The organism is Candidatus Villigracilis affinis, from assembly GCF_016705895.1.
Lineage (GTDB): Bacteria > Chloroflexota > Anaerolineae > Anaerolineales > Villigracilaceae > Villigracilis > Villigracilis affinis.
This window is the reverse complement of sequence record NZ_JADJKT010000037.1, coordinates 343,475-359,759: the sequence shown is the minus strand read 5'-3', so window position 1 is coordinate 359,759 and position 16,285 is coordinate 343,475. Positions and strand designations below refer to the sequence as shown.

General features: G+C 51.1%; 13 protein-coding genes. 9 read left to right on the top strand and 4 right to left on the bottom strand.

Features of this window, described 5'->3' with window-relative positions; all coding sequences use genetic code 11:
* Window positions 1-14: 14 nt before the first annotated feature.
* The 3 genes from IPI86_RS20345 to IPI86_RS20335 are packed head-to-tail and all read left to right on the top strand — an operon-like array spanning window position 15 to window position 2,822.
* Window positions 15-1,295: a HAMP domain-containing sensor histidine kinase gene (locus IPI86_RS20345; RefSeq protein WP_345299845.1), complete on the top strand. Its 1,281-nt coding sequence runs from the start codon at window positions 15-17 to the stop codon at window positions 1,293-1,295.
* A complete protein-coding gene (gene hflX / locus IPI86_RS20340) occupies window positions 1,255-2,622 on the top strand; it encodes a GTPase HflX (protein WP_345299844.1) in 1,368 nt (455 codons plus the stop codon). Before IPI86_RS20345 ends, hflX begins: the two co-directional genes overlap by 41 nt.
* Window positions 2,622-2,822: a hypothetical protein gene (locus IPI86_RS20335; RefSeq protein WP_345299843.1), complete on the top strand. Its 201-nt coding sequence runs from the start codon at window positions 2,622-2,624 to the stop codon at window positions 2,820-2,822. The genes hflX and IPI86_RS20335 overlap by 1 nt, the downstream gene beginning before the upstream one ends.
* A gap of 8 nt (window positions 2,823-2,830) precedes the next feature.
* On the opposite strand, the gene IPI86_RS20330 is transcribed toward IPI86_RS20335, so the two are convergent.
* The gene (locus tag IPI86_RS20330) at window positions 2,831-3,850 is read right to left on the bottom strand and encodes an acyltransferase family protein (protein WP_345299842.1); all 1,020 of its coding nucleotides are present in this window, start codon (window positions 3,848-3,850) and stop codon (window positions 2,831-2,833) included.
* An 81-nt stretch (window positions 3,851-3,931) separates the two neighbouring features.
* Here IPI86_RS20330 and IPI86_RS20325 point away from each other — a divergent pair, with 81 nt between their 5' ends.
* Both IPI86_RS20325 and IPI86_RS20320 read left to right on the top strand, forming a co-directional pair.
* Window positions 3,932-5,911: a protein kinase gene (locus IPI86_RS20325; protein WP_345299841.1), complete on the top strand. Its 1,980-nt coding sequence runs from the start codon at window positions 3,932-3,934 to the stop codon at window positions 5,909-5,911.
* A 306-nt stretch (window positions 5,912-6,217) separates the two neighbouring features.
* The gene (locus IPI86_RS20320) at window positions 6,218-6,805 is read left to right on the top strand and encodes an SET domain-containing protein (protein ID WP_345299840.1); all 588 of its coding nucleotides are present in this window, start codon (window positions 6,218-6,220) and stop codon (window positions 6,803-6,805) included.
* 47 nt (window positions 6,806-6,852) lie between these two features.
* Here IPI86_RS20320 and IPI86_RS20315 read toward each other — a convergent pair whose 3' ends face one another.
* Complete coding sequence (locus IPI86_RS20315; RefSeq protein WP_345299839.1) at window positions 6,853-7,710, bottom strand: crosslink repair DNA glycosylase YcaQ family protein; 858 nt, start codon at window positions 7,708-7,710, stop codon at window positions 6,853-6,855.
* 76 nt (window positions 7,711-7,786) lie between these two features.
* On the opposite strand from IPI86_RS20315, the gene IPI86_RS20310 reads away from it, so the two are divergent.
* The 4 genes from IPI86_RS20310 (at window position 7,787) to IPI86_RS20295 (ending at window position 13,089) form a co-directional block, all read left to right on the top strand.
* The gene (locus IPI86_RS20310; protein ID WP_345299838.1) at window positions 7,787-8,137 is read left to right on the top strand and encodes a hypothetical protein; all 351 of its coding nucleotides are present in this window, start codon (window positions 7,787-7,789) and stop codon (window positions 8,135-8,137) included.
* A 198-nt stretch (window positions 8,138-8,335) separates the two neighbouring features.
* Complete coding sequence (locus IPI86_RS20305) at window positions 8,336-9,391, top strand: HlyD family efflux transporter periplasmic adaptor subunit (RefSeq protein ID WP_345299837.1); 1,056 nt, start codon at window positions 8,336-8,338, stop codon at window positions 9,389-9,391.
* 177 nt (window positions 9,392-9,568) lie between these two features.
* Window positions 9,569-10,702: an ATP-binding cassette domain-containing protein gene (locus IPI86_RS20300; protein ID WP_345299836.1), complete on the top strand. Its 1,134-nt coding sequence runs from the start codon at window positions 9,569-9,571 to the stop codon at window positions 10,700-10,702.
* Window positions 10,699-13,089 (top strand): FtsX-like permease family protein, encoded by a 2,391-nt coding sequence (locus IPI86_RS20295; RefSeq protein WP_345299835.1) that lies wholly within the window; start codon window positions 10,699-10,701, stop codon window positions 13,087-13,089. The genes IPI86_RS20300 and IPI86_RS20295 overlap by 4 nt, the downstream gene beginning before the upstream one ends.
* Window positions 13,090-13,163: 74 nt before the next feature.
* On the opposite strand, the gene IPI86_RS20290 is transcribed toward IPI86_RS20295, so the two are convergent.
* Together IPI86_RS20290 and IPI86_RS20285 are read right to left on the bottom strand one after the other, a co-directional pair.
* On the bottom strand, window positions 13,164-15,155 hold the full coding sequence (locus IPI86_RS20290; RefSeq protein WP_345299834.1) for an ATP-binding protein: 1,992 nt from the start codon (window positions 15,153-15,155) through the stop codon (window positions 13,164-13,166).
* Window positions 15,148-16,284 (bottom strand): hybrid sensor histidine kinase/response regulator, encoded by a 1,137-nt coding sequence (locus tag IPI86_RS20285; RefSeq protein WP_345299833.1) that lies wholly within the window; start codon window positions 16,282-16,284, stop codon window positions 15,148-15,150. Before IPI86_RS20285 ends, IPI86_RS20290 begins: the two co-directional genes overlap by 8 nt.
* Window position 16,285 lies beyond the last annotated feature (1 nt).

Sequence of the window (16,285 nt, the reverse complement as noted above, 5' to 3'; positions counted from 1 at the left end):
GTAAACTTACGGTAATGACGGTACAGGAATCCCTGCAAAAAATACGCACCCACTGGGTGGAGCGCATCTCCCGTGAACTCGCAAGCGGCGAGGGTGTCCGCGCGGGTTTTGTGGAGCAGCTTGAACGCTTTTACGAACTCCTCGAACACACGGTCGTAACGGGTAATCTGGCCTGGCTCGACCCCGTCCTCTACGATTGGGGACAATCTCCCACCGAAACGAATTTGGAACAGGGCGATTACTATGTCTCTTTCGTAGTCAACCGCATGACCACCCTCACCATCGAAGTGGCGCGCGAGAACCTCAACAAAAAAGATGCACTGGAATTGATCGCGGCGGTCGTCCCGATCTTCACGCACAGCCTGAGTGTGGTCGTTCGCTACGAAATGGAAACGCGTGTGGCACACATCTCCAGCGAGCTTAACAAGACACAGGAAAAGCTGCAGCAGCTCGATCATAACAAATCCAATTTCATTTCGGTTGCCGCACACGAACTCAAAACACCGCTCACGCTCATCGAAGGCTACACCGCCATGATGGTGGATATGGTCGAGCAATCGGGCCAATCCCCTATTGATGGTTTGCTCAAGGGCGTCAACACCGGCATCCACCGCCTGCGCCAGATCATCGACGATATGATCGATGTTTCATTGATCGACAACAACCTGCTCACGCTCAATTTCCAGCCCGTCTGGGTCAGTCACTTGTTGAACCTGCTAAAGAATGAACTCAAGAAAACAACGACCGAACGCAAACAGGATCTGATCGTCAACCAATTCGAAGGCAGCGACTTGATGATCTACGGCGACTCGGAACGGTTGTATCAGGCGCTGTATAATGTGGCATCGAACGCGATCAAATACACACCCGATAAAGGCACGATCACCATCGACGGACGCATGCTCCCCGGCTTCCTCGAAGTTGTCATCACAGATACAGGCATCGGCATCTCCCCTGAAAATCAGGCGACGATCTTTGAAAAGTTCGGTCAACTTGGCCGCACCGACTTGCACTCAAGCGGTAAGACCAAATTCAAGGGAGGCGGCCCCGGCCTCGGCCTCCCCATTACACGTGGAATTATTGAAGCGCACGGCGGCACGATCTGGGTCGAATCCGAAGGATACGACGAAGTCAAACTAAAGGGTTCCACCTTTCACGTCCTATTGCCTACGCGCACAGAAGCAACGGATCCGCTCATCACGAAGTTTTTCGGCCATGTTGAGCAGAGTAAACCAGAATCGGAAAAAGAAACCATTGGCAAAGAAGCTCCCCCAACCAACAACCCCACCGCGTGAACGCGCCTTTCTCGTCGGCGTTGAGATCCGCGGCAACAAACAAATGCTCGCACTGGACGATTCACTCGCAGAACTCGCCCTGCTCGCAGATACCGCTGGCGTAGACGTCGTCGGCGAACTCACCCAAAGACTGGACCGCCCTCACGTTGTCACCTATATTGGCCCCGGCAAAGTTGAAGAACTGAAAGCACTCGCGGAAGAGACCCTTGCCGATGTGATTATCTTCGATGATGAACTTTCGCCGCGCCATCAACGTGAACTGGAAAAGGCACTCATCAACATCCGCGTGCTGGATCGAACGGCGCTTATCCTTGATATCTTCGCCCAACATGCCCACACCAGTGAAGGCATGCTTCAAGTTGAGCTCGCTCAATATGAATACAACCTCCCGCGCCTTACTCGCGCCTGGACGCATCTTGAAAGACAGGCAGGCGGCGGCGGCGGACGGGCAGGTTCCACGGGCGGCGTTGGTTTGCGCGGCCCCGGTGAAACCCAGCTCGAAGTGGACAAACGCGCCATCCGCAAACGCATCACCCATATCAAGCACGAACTCGAAAAAGTGGAAGCACATCGAATGCGGTATCGTGCCCAGCGCAAACGCTCACGTATTCCAACTGTTGCACTGGTAGGTTACACCAACGCAGGCAAATCCACCTTACTCAATCGCATCGCAAAATCGGAAGTCTACGTCGCAGACCAATTATTCGCAACGCTTGATCCGACCACCCGCCGCGTGCAGCTCCCCGGCGACGATCCATCCCTGATGACAGATACGGTCGGGTTCATTCAAAAGCTCCCCACTTCGTTAATCGCCGCTTTCCACGCCACACTCGAAGAGATCGCCGAAGCCGACCTGCTATTGCATGTCGTTGACATTTCACACCCCAATGCGCTCAATCAATATCAGGCCGTGCAGGAAACCCTGAATGAGATCGACGCAAGTCATATTCCAATGATCACTGCCTTGAACAAGGCAGACCTTCTCAATCGTCCGGAGAACGCCATAGAAATCCTAAAAGCCTTCCCCAAAGCCGTATCCATTTCGGCGCTTGAAGGGACGGGCATCAAGGATCTGTTGCACTTGATTCGGGAGGAATTGTACGAATCCTACAGCCCGATCAACGTGCGTCTCCCCTATCAACAAGGCGCGTTGATCTCGCTGTTTCATGAACTGGGTCAGGTGGAACGCGTGGAGCACGAACGCGGCGGCGTGGTCATGCAGGGACGCATCCCCGGGCGATTGCTCGCTCAATATGCCCCGTGGCATCTAAAACAAAACCAGCAGGAAATAACCGAAGCTGACACTCACGATGCAGAGGAGGAATAATGTCTAAATTTTTGGATCGCATGTCGGAATTTCTGGCGCATCGAAAGGGGCTACTCCCCATCGTTGGGCTGGTGTTAATCCTGATCAATCTGGTCATTCAATTCATTTTCCCCGGTGGATTTTTAGCCACCAGCAACCTGTTCCTGCATGTCGGGCTGTTGGTGGCGATCTTCGGCCTGATGCTATCGTGGGCGTTGTAAAGTCAACATCATGGCATGCTCCAGCGCAGCACCGGTATCTTCTGTATGATCGCCACGATCACATATGAAACCATGAAACCCAGCAAACCAAGCAGCGGAATCATATAGACGGAAGAACCCGCTGAAAACCACCCGCTGACCCCTGGCATTTGTTCGAGAATCGCAAGCACGATCACGTGCACAAGATAAATTCCAAAACTGGCGCGTCCAAGCGGGGCAAGGAATGCATACAAACGGTCGCTGATCGGAATTTCGCGAAGCAAAATAAAAGCGATCACGGTCAACAGCACGATATTCACACCCAGGTAACTGACAAAGTACTGGGTGTTCCATTTAAGCAGGTTCGACTGGAAATCCAAATAAGTGGTCACAAGGGATAAAAACAGAAACAACGCAGCCAATCCATACAATTGGATGCGGGTATATTCAAAAAGTCCCAGCACGTGACCGAGCAAAAAATAACCCGTATACCCAGCGACAAAATACAACTCAAAGCCGATCTTTACAGGCGTAAATTCCTGCAAAAGGGAAAAGATGGGCACGACCAAAAACCACAAGGCACAGAAATAATACAAATCCAATCTAGATGCACGTGCCACGAACACACGCAGAATCGGAGTAAAAAGATACAACCCGATCAAAGCATAGAAAAACCACAGATGATTCTCGCGTGGGCCACGAATGATCTTCACGATGTAACTCACTACGAGGTCGAGGGAAAATCCTGATTCAAATCCTTCGCGCTTCCAAAGTAGGTAGATCACCGACCAGATAAAAAATGGAACAACCACTTTCACGGCGCGTTTTCGAAAGAAAACGCCGTAAGGCTCTTCTTTTTTCAACAACAAAAATCCGCTCATCATGAAAAACAGCGGAACCGCCACACGAGAAAGCACAAAATAATAAGTTGATACCAGCACAGAGCCTTCGCCCTTGTAAGAGACATGTGCCATGACGACAAGAAACGCACCGATCACACGAATCAAATCCACCCATCGAAGCGTAGAACTGGAAGATGTAGTATTCATCCTGATTCCTAAAACCTGAATTACCTGCTTAAAAATATTATACCTTGTCCAGAACAGGGCAATTTGAATTAGAATCTGCCCATGCCGTCATTGTCATCAGGACAAACCCTCCTGAACCAATATCAAATTGAAAAATACATCACACTCACACCGCTTGGGGAGCTTTACCGCGCGACCGATACGCGCAGCAACAAATCACTGGCTCTGACTCTCCTGCCAAAAACGATTTCTGAGAATGCTGAAAAACTCAAACACCTCGAAGCAGAAACTGCCAGACTGCGTGGCATCTCGCATCCGAACATTGTTCCATTTCTCGGACTGTATCAAACCCCAACCACAAACTTCCTTTTGGAAGAATGGATCAATGGCCCATCGCTTGTGGAGATCCTTGCAAAAAAAACTCTCTCCGCAACTGAGGCGCTCGTTTACACAAAAGCGATTTGCGCCGCACTTGAGGCACTGCACAAACAAAATTATCTGCACCTAAATCTCGTACCTGAGTTCATTCATATCAACAAGCGCGGCGAAATTTTTCTCAGCGGCATCGGCGCGGCACAGCAGGCCAACGCTGTCATCGAATATCCACATGGTAAATATCCGCGCCTGTATTTTTCCCCCGAACAATTCACTGACCAGCGGCTCACCCCGGCCTCGGATATTTATTCTCTCGCCGTAATCCTTTACGAACTTGTCACTGGCGCGTGGATCAATGGCAAGCCCGCCCCAAAAACAAATGCCGAGATCAAAAAAGCGCATCTCGATCTCACGCCGCCAACGCCTATTTCATTGAACAAAGACATCCCCGATCATTTCTCACGCATGATCCTGTGGGCGCTGCGCAAAAAGCCTGAAAGCCGACTCAAGACCACCACTGAATTGCTTTCTTCGCTCGCGCTTGCGGCTCAGTTTTCTGTGGATGAAGTGCCGCTTCGCGCTGACCCGAAAACTGCTCCTGTCACCTCGGCAGTTCTTGAAGGATGGGATTTTCTACCGCCGCCAAAACCGAACATCATCGCCGAAGACTCACTTCCGCTCGAAGACCGCCTCACCGCGATCGCTCAACAAAAGAAACAAAGATCAGGAATGGGCATTATGACCGCCTTCGTGGTCATCCTCATTCTCGGATTTATATCTCTTTTCTGGTTCGTACGTCCTGAGCAGATCGTGGTTCCTACTCCTGTGCAATTCACTCCCTTTGCGGTGGATTTCACCCCTCCGCCAACATTCACACCAATCCCAAGACCCACCGACCAGCATGGCGGACGGATCGCCTTCACCTGTACGCGCGGAGATTACAACCAGCTATGCATTGTCAACCGCGATGGATCTGGCTATACCCAGCTTTCAGACATGGAAGCAAGCAGTTACTACCCCACCTTCACCCCCGACGGAAGTTCTCTCTTGTTCTCATCCAACCGCAACGGCGCATTTGACCTGTATCTGTTGCGGTTCGGCGAAAAACAACTCTTTCAGTTGACGCAAAACGTCGGCAATGTGGTTTCGCCTGATTATTCACCCAACGGACAGAAAATCGCATTTGTAAACCAGGTCGGCGACGGCCTGCCAGCGATATGGTCGGTCAACTCCGATGGATTGAATCCACACCTGGTTTATGCAGGGGCGGACGAAATCGTTGCTGTTACATGGTCGCCTAATGGCGAGCAGATCGCATATGCCATGTCGATCGGTGTTCCATTGGAATACGAGATATTCATCATGAATGCAGACGGGAAGAATCATCGTCAGGTTTCGCAGGGATTGAACGGGATCGGCGGCAGCCTGGATTGGTCTCCCGATGGAAAAAGTCTGTTGATCTATGCGGGGCCAGTCGGCGACAAGGATATTTACTCTATTGATATTGCAACAGGGAATTATGTCCAGCTCACGGATGGCGGGAATAATGCGGGAGCATCCTATTCACCTGACGGGTTGTATATCGTGTTCAATTCACTGCGCAACGACGATCAAGCCGACTTATACATTATGCGTGTGGATGGTTCGAATCAGGTGCAGCTTACCAATCATCCCGAACCAGATTGGGGTCCGCGCTGGGTGGAATAATTTTCAGGGGAAGAAATGCAATTTGAGCCGAATCAATTTCAGGTGCGCGAAGCGTGAAGCGGATATTCATCCAAAAAAGGTAAATATTTATTAGGCACTCAAGCAACCATGCGGGGGATTTAAATAACGCACAAGGGGATTCTTGATAAAAAATCATCATGAAATGTAAGGCAATTGGTATTACAAAAACCTTTACATGCAGAAAATTTATTGTATGATTACCTCACCAATGGCGTTTTTCCCGGCTCGACCACCGGGGAGGGCGCTGTTAATCTTTAATCCACTTCTTGAAAGGAAGTTATATGAATGTCAAAGCAACCAAGTTCCTATCTGTCTTCTAAGTTGGAAGGCCGCCCGAAGGCCGATGGCAGTGGAAACGGCATTTATGCCCTTGAGCCCATCAACAAAGGTGAGCTCGTAGCCGTTTTCGGGGGCGTCGTTTATGAATGGGACGCCTTTATCCACCTTCCTGACCGTGAGCGCAGTTTGTGCATCCAGGTAGAAGATCGTCATTTCCTGGTGCCGCGCCCCATTGGAGAAGGAGATTATGTCAATCACTCGTGTAATCCGAATGCAGGTCTTTCGGGCCAGATTGGACTCGTTGCAATGCGAGACATCAAAATCGGCGAGGAAGTTTGTTTTGACTATGCCATGAGCGACACCATGCCCTACGATGAATTCAATTGTGGGTGCGGAGCCGTTACATGCCGCGGTACAGTTGGCGGCAATGACTGGCAGAAGCCTGAGCTTCAAAAACGCTACGCGGGGTTCTTCGCTCCGCACGTTCAGCGCAAGATCGATGCCCAGCGCAAAGAGAAGCGTGCTTTTGAACAAGCGATTCGCATGGCGAAATCACCGAAGTTTCCTTCAGCGACAACACCAGTTTACGAATAAAGACAAAAAGTCCCGTGAAATTTCACGGGACTTTTTGTAGTAATAACTTAAGTCGTTACTACGGTTGGAAGGGCGATCCACTCCCCTGCCTGGCTTGGGTGAGTAACGGCCAAAAGCAGGTCTTGATCGATCAATTTATTCAAGGTGCGGTTGGCAACTTCATTCGACCAGCCGAATAGTTTGGTGATATCCCTCGTCTGTGCTGCGCCGACGAGGTTGAAATACAGTTCGAGCAGTTTCATCCGCGCTTGTGATTCGGTGATCTTGCGTGCCTGTTCGGGCAGGTCTGGAAAATGACGCGGGACAATTTCGTAGATGTGGGAATATTTCCAGGCGCCTGCCTGCGCCACACCAATGGGCAAAATCTTGAAATCCCTTTGCAATTGCTCGAGCGCCTTGTTGAATTCAGAGTCTTTTGCGTTGGAGAGCTTCGCCATTTTCCGCAGGTCGAGCGTGTTCAATGCGCCGTTTTCGAGCAGGGCCTCATAGACTTGTTTCGAGGCCTGATTCAGCCGTCCTTCTTCGTAGGCGATCAGGTAATCTTCTTCGGGCGAGCCGTAATTTTCAGAGAGGGCGTAAAAGTACGGGGCGGTTTCAAGTGAGATCATTGTGGCTTTGCCGCGCAGGATCTTTGCGTAATACCAGATCTTTTTATCGAGCGCGCCGTCCTTCCAGCCCCAGGTGATGTGACCGGGGTCGTCGTGCTTGTCGGCAACGGGACGGTCGCCTGCAACGGCTGTCCACAGCGAGGGCAGGTCAATGCCTTTGATGGGCCAGAAATACGTGAAGCCGCGCTTGTTGACAAAGGTCAATGCCTGGGCTGGCGACGAGAGTCTTTTGGCAGGAGGCAGATTGAAGGTCCGAGCGCGATGCGTGTTTAATTTCTTCAAATTGATCTTGGTCATAGGCCTATTGTAATATACGTTTTCCACCCGAGCCTGGGCTGTGGAATAAACTATAATCCGCAAAAAGGAGAACACCATGCCTACACTTCAAACAGTTTACATGATGGCTTTCACTCCCAACAAAATGGAGAACGACGCGTTGATCGGGGTATGCCGCCTGGCCTCAGACATGCTCTCGGCTAAAGACAAGGCATTTGCACAGCGTATGGGGTTGATCAGTAAAACCACACGAATGACATTTTCCAATCAGTTGTATATTTCCACCATGCACACTCCCCAAAACATGCAAACCACTCTGGGTGGATGGGTAAAAAACGAGAAAGCGCCATTCGCCCCGATCCTTGGAGACACGTTCTTTGCACACGGAATGAGAGACCCGAAAGGCATGGAAAACTTCGTTCTTTTCTATTTTCATATCACCAATTGATATTCCCAGCCACTTTCATGGATGGCAGGGCGTAGTTCCAAAGAACCGTCTTCAACGAAAGTTGATCAGCCACAGGGAAATAAGGCTGAGCAGCTTTGTGAATCAGGAAAATAGTGCAACCAAATCCAAAAAATCGCGTAGATACCCTTGAAAATTAATCCCATGCGGGATAAGCTAAATTTAAAAAGGACAGCACAAATGAAACATACACATCTGATCGCACTCCTGGTTATCTCCCTTTTTGCAACGGCCTGCGGCGCAGCCCCCGCCACAGCAGAGGCCACCCCCATCCCCACCGTCATCGCCGATAACACCATTATCGCCGAAGGAAAACTGGAACCAATCCACTATACGGAATTGGCCCTGAACGCAAGCGGACTTGTCAGCGAAGTATTGTTCAGTGAAGGGAATGAAGTCGCTGCAGGCGATGTCATTGCCCGCCTGAAATCAAGCGAAGCCCAAACCCTCGAAACCGCGCAAGCCAAGGCACTCGCGGAATTAACGGCTGCTTATCAGGAAGTACGCGATGCGCAGTTCAAGCTCGATAATTTCGATGTCCCCTCCGATTTCACGGGAATGACCCCATCTGAGGCTGTGGATGCCATGCTTGTGAAGCTGGATAAGGCACGCGCCGATTTCGAACCGTACAAAAACCTCAGCGAACGCAGTCTCGCTCAAACTGAAGCGGAAAAGAACAGCGGCGTGGTCACGGGCACAGCCAAGATCTACAAGCAGGCGCTCGATGATGCCTGGGCCCGCTATCGCAAGGCCATTTTATGGCTTGAACTTGACTCGACATTGCAAAATGCCAATTCCCGCCTGACCCTTGCCCAAAAAGATTATGAAGCCCTGAAAGACCCGTCCTTCTCGGCGGATACTGCCGGCACTCGTGCCGCCCTTGCCAGCGCCGAAGTACGTGCGCCCTTCCCTGGTCTCATCACAGACCTTAATCTCAAAGTCGGCGAATTTGCCGCCTCGGGCCAGCCTGTCATTACGATTGCCGATAATTCAAAATGGGTCGTCAAGACCACCGACCTGACCGAAATCGACGTGGTCAAGATCTCTGAAGGCCAGGCTGTTACCGTCACACTGGATGCACTTCCCGGCGTGGAGTTGAGCGGCAACGTCCTCTCCATCAGCCAGAACTTCTCTGAAAATCAGGGCGATGTTGTCTACGAAGTCACCATCCTGCTCACCGAACAAGACCCTGCAATGCGCTGGGGTATGACCGCCATCGTCAAATTTGCGGAATAAAAAACGCTTCGCGCTGGACTTTAGAACTGATCCTGATCAAAAGAGAGTGTGCGTCGCACCAACTTCGAAGAGACAATCCGAACAAGTAGATTTTACTGATTTACGAGATTCCTCTACCCGTCTGGTGCGACGCACACCACTCACCTCAAACATCCGCGCAAGAAAGGCACGTACAAAATGGCATTCTTTCAAAAAAACAACAACGACAGCTCAGTCAACCACCCAATGATCGACCTGCGTGAAGTAAATAAATTTTACAAAACTGCCGTCGGCGATTATCACGCGCTTGACAGCGTGGACTTGCAAATCAACGCAGGCGAGTTCGTCAGCATTATCGGTAAATCGGGCAGCGGCAAGACAACTTTATTGAATATGATCACAGGCATCGACATTCCCACCAGCGGCGAAGTCTGGGTGAATGACACGGCGGTACACAAACTCAGCGAAAATAAAATGGCACGCTGGCGCGGAAAGAATCTCGGCGTTGTATTCCAGTTCTTTCAATTACTGCCGATGATCTCCGTCATCGAAAACATCATGCTGCCGATGGATTTCTGCAGAACCTATCCCATGCGCGAACGTCACCAGCGCGCGATGCAATTGCTTGAATTGGTCGAACTCGCGGACCATGCGCACAAGCTCCCCACTGCCCTCTCCGGCGGACAGCAGCAGCGCGTGGCGATTGCCCGTGCACTCGCCAACGACCCGCCCGTCATCATCGCTGATGAACCGACAGGCAATCTCGACTCAAAGACAGCCGAGTCTGTATTCACTTTGTTCAACGACCTGGTCGCAAAAGGCAAGACCATCATCATCGTCACACACGACAGCGCGTTGGCAAAACGCACTCACCGCACCGCCCTCATCGCAGATGGCGAGATCGTCAATGAGTATGTGGCGAAGGCCATGCCCACCCTTACCGCCGCGCAACTGTTGCAACTTACCCGTACCGCCAAGCCCCAGCATTTTGAACCTGGCGCAATGATCCTTTCCGAAGGGACACATGCGGATACGTTCTACGTTGTCTCAAAGGGAACCGTGGAAGTGATCCTGCCGCGCACGAATCAATCGGATGTGGTCGCGCTTCAACTCGGACCTGGAAAATGCTTCGGCGAAATCGAATTCTTCCACGAGAAGAAACATCTGGCTTCCGTCCGCGCCTCGGAAAGCGGACCTGTTGAAGTGCTCTCCATCGAGTATGGTCAACTCAAAGAATTGCTGGACCAGTCTGAAGTCACGCGTGAAGCGCTGCATCAGATGGCAGATAAACACGAAGACGAGCACATGTCCATTCTGGGAGGCTCCAAATGAGCTCGCGCTGGAAAAAAGTCTGGGCTGATTTTTGGGGCAACCGCGGACGAACCTTCCTCACCATCATGACGATCATGGTGGGCACGTTTGCTGTTGGTTTCAACAGCAACATGGGCCTCTACATGAACGAAAGCATGGACGGCGATTATCTTTCCGCCAACCCATCTGAGGCGCAGGTCTATGCAGGCCCGCTCGATGATGACATGGTGAAGATCGCCCGCACCGTGCCCGGCGTGGATCAGGTGCAGGGATTTTCATCGGTCGGCGCGCGCATTGTCCGCCCCGATGGCACCTTTACTGATGTTAATTTCATCGCACTGGAAGATCCCGGTAAATTGACATTGAACTTTCTCAAGCCTGTAACGGGTGAACTCAGTATTCCCGCCTACGGGAAGAACGAAACCATCTTCGATGGAAGTTCGATGGGAATGGGCTACAAGGCTGGCGATACGATCGTGGTGGAACTGGCAAATGGTAAAAGACGCGAGTTGACTTTGACAGGTTACATGCACGATGTGACTGGCATCCCATACAACCTCGCAAACACAGTCGGCGCTTACGTAACCCCTGACACATTGGAATGGCTGGGCGGCGATACCTCAAGCTATGAAATGCTCGCCATCAGCGTTCTGGAAAAGCAAACCGATCAGGAACACGTGACCGCAGTGGCACAGGCCGTTGCAGACCGCGTGGAGCGCGCAGGCGCAACCATTTATTTCGTTAGTGTGTATCAACCTGGTCATCACTTTGCGTGGAGCATCACGCAGGGCGTGTTCTTCGTACTGAGCATCCTCGGTTACCTGACCGTTCTGCTGAGTGGATTCCTCATCGTCAATACCATCACCGCATTGATGACCCAGCAAACGCGGCAGATCGGAATCATGAAAGCCGTGGGCGCGGGCAACTCGCAGATCACAGGCATGTACGTTATCTTGATCCTGGGGTTTGGATTGGGTGCATTGGCAATGGCGATTCCACTGTCAAATATGGCGGCGTCTGAGATTGGCGGAGGCATGGCCCAGTGGTTGAATTTCTATGCCGCGCCATACAAGGGATACCCAGCCACGCTCATTCAACAGGCAATTGTCGCCCTGGTGGTGCCTTTGTTCGCAGCCATTTTCCCTATTTACAACAGTGTGCGTGTAACGGTGCGCGAGGCAATCAGCGACTATGGACTTGGCGGTAACGCCGCTCCAAAATCTGATTCGGTGAACCACAGATCCGTACTGATCCCCCGCCCGATTCGCATTTCGATCCGCAATACATTCAGGCGCAAGGTTCGGCTTGGAATCACTTTGTTCACACTGGTGCTGGCAGGCGCGGTATTCATCGCCGTATACAACCTGTGGGCATCCTTCGACAAGGTAATGCAGGACATCCAAGGCTACTTCCTTGCAGATATCAACGTGGCATTTGACCGCGGCTATCGCTACGACAAAGTGGCAAGCGTCACCGAAAACATCCCCGGCGTGGAGAGCGCCGAAGGCTGGCTGGAATACCCCGGCACACTCAAAAAAGGAGACGATGAAGCTGGTACGCAGATCCTTTTTGTTGCGCCGCCATCCACCTCCACATTGATCGACCCGATCATCTCCACAGGCCGCTGGCTGCAGCCCGGCGATGAAAATGCCATCGTCATCGGAAATCATCTGCTCAATATCTTTCCAGAGCTTAAGGTCGGTGACTGGCTTACCATCGAAGCGAACGGCAAGGAAACAGACTGGCAGATCGTTGGCACATATAGCATGCCGGGCAACGTCAGTCCGCCGCTGCTATACGCCAATTATGAATATCTCAGCAGCCTCGTTGGTGAAACAGAGATGGCCTATTCCCTGCGCATCACCACCACCCAGCATGATCCAGAAACTCAAAAACGAGTCAACGAAATGGTGCAATCAGCTTTCGAGGCACAGGGCATCCAGATCAGGTCCACGCAATTAAGCGCAGACTTCATCCGCGATCAAAAATCACAGACAGATATCCTCGTCTACTTCATGCTGGTCATGGCAACCCTGATCGCGATCGTCGGTGGGCTGGGTTTGATGGGAACGATGAGCATCAACGTGCTCGAACGTACCCGCGAGATCGGCGTGATGCGAGCCATCGGCGCAAGTAATGGCGACATTCAAGCCATTGTGATCGTCGAAGGCATGGTCATCGGCATCGTCAGTTGGATGATCAGCATCCTCATTGCGATCCCGATCACGAATCTCCTTTGTTATGGTGTGGGAATGGCGATCCTCACCGCGCCGATGCCTGCTGTCTACGGCCTAAGCGGAATCGTCGCCTGGTTGATCTTCACGATCGCGCTTGGCTCGCTTGCCAGTGCTTTGCCTGCACGCAGAGCCTCAAAATTGACTGTCAGAGATACACTGGCATACGAATAAAGCAGAAACCAAAAAATAGCAAACAGGCCCGCGATATCGATATCGCGGGCCTGTTCATAAGTACAATTCATGGCTCAGTGAACGGATTTTTCTGAGCCTGCAAATTCCACGGGCGCTAAACCCTGCAAATGGCCTGCATCCTTGAATGAAACTGTAAATGTCGTTCCACTATTTGGAACGCTTTCCACGTTGATTTCTCCGCCCAATTTCTCAATAATAGATTTGACGATATACAAGCCAATACCACTGCCGGGAATTTCGGCGATGGTCACATTTTTTGCGCGATAGAAACGTTGAAAAAGATGCGGTACAGCCTCAGACGGAATACCGATCCCCTGATCGGCAATCGAGATATGAACCTGATCGTTCCCCTTCCAGATGCCAACGATGATCGTGCTTCCCTTTGGTGAAAATTTGATCGCATTGTTGATCAGGTTGATGAAAACCTGCTGCAATCCGCTTTTATCTCCAAAAATATGAAAATCAGTTTCCTGATTCATCAACTTAATGGAAATGTTACGCTTGTCACCGATCGGTTTTACAGCCATAATGGATTCTTCCAGCACAGGGAGCAGATCCAAATGACTGCTATCCAATTCCATCATGCCACTTTCAAGCCGTCCGGCAATCAGCAATCGGTCGATCAATACTTTTTGACGATTTAACTCACTCGTTAACGTCCGCCAATATTGATCCAATTCCTCGCGGCTGCCTCCGTCCTGGATCAACTCCGTCATAAGCAAGGCAGTGGTCAGCGGCGTGCGCAATTCATGAGAGGCGCGGTTGATAAAATCGGACTTCATCCGATCCAGGCGCGCTTGATCGGTCACATCTCGGATCACGACCAGAACCTCGGAGTCGCTGATCGACAGCAGACGGGATTCGTAATCGCGGGCACTGAACGGCAGGGTAAACCCGTGTGCCTGATGGGGTTCTTCTGCTTCCTTGTTCTCCAGATCTTCGAGGATCTTTTGCACAGTTTCCTGCGGCCAGATCTCGCCGAGTTTTCTTCCCGAGATCATGTCACGATGCAAATAGAGCGGATGGTCGGGATTGGTGGTGTAATCTAAAATGATTCCGCTGGCATCCAGCCGAATGAGCAGATCAGGCAAGGCCGAAAGAATGATCCGATTTCTGGTCTCATTCAATCGAATGGTCTCTTCATAGCTGGTACGCTGCAATGCAGAACCGATCAAGCCAGCCGCCATCTCCACCGCGTCACACTCAGACGGAGACCATGAAAGAAGTTTTGACGAGTCGAAAATGCCGAGGAACTTCCAAGAATCCAGCGTGCCATAGATCGGAAAAACAAAAAACGACGGTCCTTTCAACAGATTGTCCCTGTTGAAGAATTGACCACCCGGGTTTTTCAAAATGGAATCAAATACCGGCAGAATCAGTTTCGCAATGTCAATGGCAGGCGAATTCTTTTTGCTCCATTGATATTGTGTAATCACAGCAGATTGAGATGAGAAGGTATTGATCTCAAAGATGGCGCTGTTGGTCACATCGATCGCCTCGCCAAGGGCAGCGAGAGCGTCGAGCATCAAGGTTTCGATTTTCGAGGAGCGCAACAGGCGCGCCGTTGCATGGTTTATCGCTGATAGAATGCGCGAATACTTGGTCAATGCCAATTCAGAGCGTTTTCGTTCGGAAATGTCACGAGCAATGCTTTGAATGTAGGCGGGTTCGTTCCTCTCATTGTAGATGATCGAAGCACTGACCTCAACAGGAAAAGTGGAACCATCCTTACGTTTCAGAATACGCTCCACCATGTTTGCATCGTCGTCCAGAACAGTACCGTTTTCCACCCCATCACTCAAGGACATAACGGAGCTTACAGGCAACCCCGCGATCTCTTCTTTCCTATATCCCAAAAGGTCAAGTGCCTGACGGTTCGCTGTAATGTAATGCAAATCCATCCCGATGATGAATACAACCTCGCCTGTCTGATCGAACAAGGCACGATAATGAATGTCCTCACCCCATTCCACCTTTTTTTGCTTGTTTAGCAGCATTGCCAGATGCGGGGGAAGGTTACCGATCGGGATCGTTTTCTCATCCATAGGTTACGTCGCCGGGCTGAAGGTCAGGGAGGACAGCTTGTATGTGACAGCCCCGGGTAGAGTCCAGAATATTCACATCACCGCGCAGGCTTCGGAACACGGCACGCGCAATCGAAAGGCCAACCCCCATTCCCTCAAACTCACGGGCATCGCCCTGACTGATCTGGTAAAAACGTTCGAATACTTTTTCACGCAAGCGGGTGGGGATGCCTGGCCCGTTGTCAAAAACATCCAAAATCACCCCCCCATTCTCCTGCGAGACTATGCGTAAATGAGCCTTGCCATGACTGGAATTAAATTTACAGGCATTATCAACGAGATGCCCAAGCGCATGAGTAAACTCACGGCGCGGGGCGGCGATCTTCCCGTTCACTTGAATATCCATTGTAAAATCCAGCCCTTTGTCGCAATAACGCTCCAACCGCCGATTGATAGGGACATGGATATCCATCTCAACATCAATGGGTTGGCGGATGGTATTCAAATTTCCCTGGTCAATATTACTTAATAGGATAAGGTCGGTAGTCAGAGACTCTAAACGGCTTGCGCTTGAGAGCGCCTTGCTTAAGAACCGGCTCTGCTCCTGCGCGTTATCGAATTTATTGTTGATCGCCAGTTGCAGCGGCATCATGATATTTGAAAGCGGAGTACGGATCTCATGATGGAAATTCTGCAGGATCTCCTGACGTACCCTATCCAGATCCGCCTCTGCCGCCACCTTTGCACGCTCTCTGCCATTCTCCTCAGCAATCTTTACCCTACGCAGAACCGCGCTGATTCTCGCGATCAACTCATACACGACAAAGGGCTTGGTGATGTAATCATCTGCGCCATCCATAATGGCATTGACTTTGTCATCCATCCTGGAGCGGGCGGTAAGAAATATGAACGGAATGGAAGCCAGTTGCGGGTCGAGACTCATCAATTTGCGAAGTTCAAACCCATTCGGTGGAGGCATCATTACATCCGAAAGGATCAGGTCTGGTTGGACCTCCTTCGCCTTTGCAAATCCATCGTTCCCATCCTCTGCGGAAACAACCTGAAATCCATGTTTTTTAATGGTTGCAGAAACTCCCATGAGCAGGGCGGGGTCATCATCAATGATCAGAATAAGCGGCTTGGAATTCATG

What these genes read in the sequence shown, in the direction of transcription:
- IPI86_RS20345 (WP_345299845.1), top strand. Translation starts at nt 15, where the DNA reads ATGACGGTACAGGAATCCCTGCAAAAAATACGCACCCACTGGGTGGAG.
- IPI86_RS20335 (WP_345299843.1), top strand. Translation starts at nt 2,622, where the DNA reads ATGTCTAAATTTTTGGATCGCATGTCGGAATTTCTGGCGCATCGAAAG.
- IPI86_RS20330 (WP_345299842.1), bottom strand. Translation starts at nt 3,850, where the DNA reads ATGAATACTACATCTTCCAGTTCTACGCTTCGATGGGTGGATTTGATT.
- IPI86_RS20325 (WP_345299841.1), top strand. Translation starts at nt 3,932, where the DNA reads ATGCCGTCATTGTCATCAGGACAAACCCTCCTGAACCAATATCAAATT.
- IPI86_RS20320 (WP_345299840.1), top strand. Translation starts at nt 6,218, where the DNA reads ATGTCAAAGCAACCAAGTTCCTATCTGTCTTCTAAGTTGGAAGGCCGC.
- IPI86_RS20315 (WP_345299839.1), bottom strand. Translation starts at nt 7,710, where the DNA reads ATGACCAAGATCAATTTGAAGAAATTAAACACGCATCGCGCTCGGACC.
- IPI86_RS20310 (WP_345299838.1), top strand. Translation starts at nt 7,787, where the DNA reads ATGCCTACACTTCAAACAGTTTACATGATGGCTTTCACTCCCAACAAA.
- IPI86_RS20305 (WP_345299837.1), top strand. Translation starts at nt 8,336, where the DNA reads ATGAAACATACACATCTGATCGCACTCCTGGTTATCTCCCTTTTTGCA.
- IPI86_RS20300 (WP_345299836.1), top strand. Translation starts at nt 9,569, where the DNA reads ATGGCATTCTTTCAAAAAAACAACAACGACAGCTCAGTCAACCACCCA.
- IPI86_RS20295 (WP_345299835.1), top strand. Translation starts at nt 10,699, where the DNA reads ATGAGCTCGCGCTGGAAAAAAGTCTGGGCTGATTTTTGGGGCAACCGC.
- IPI86_RS20290 (WP_345299834.1), bottom strand. Translation starts at nt 15,155, where the DNA reads ATGGATGAGAAAACGATCCCGATCGGTAACCTTCCCCCGCATCTGGCA.
- IPI86_RS20285 (WP_345299833.1), bottom strand. Translation starts at nt 16,284, where the DNA reads ATGAATTCCAAGCCGCTTATTCTGATCATTGATGATGACCCCGCCCTG.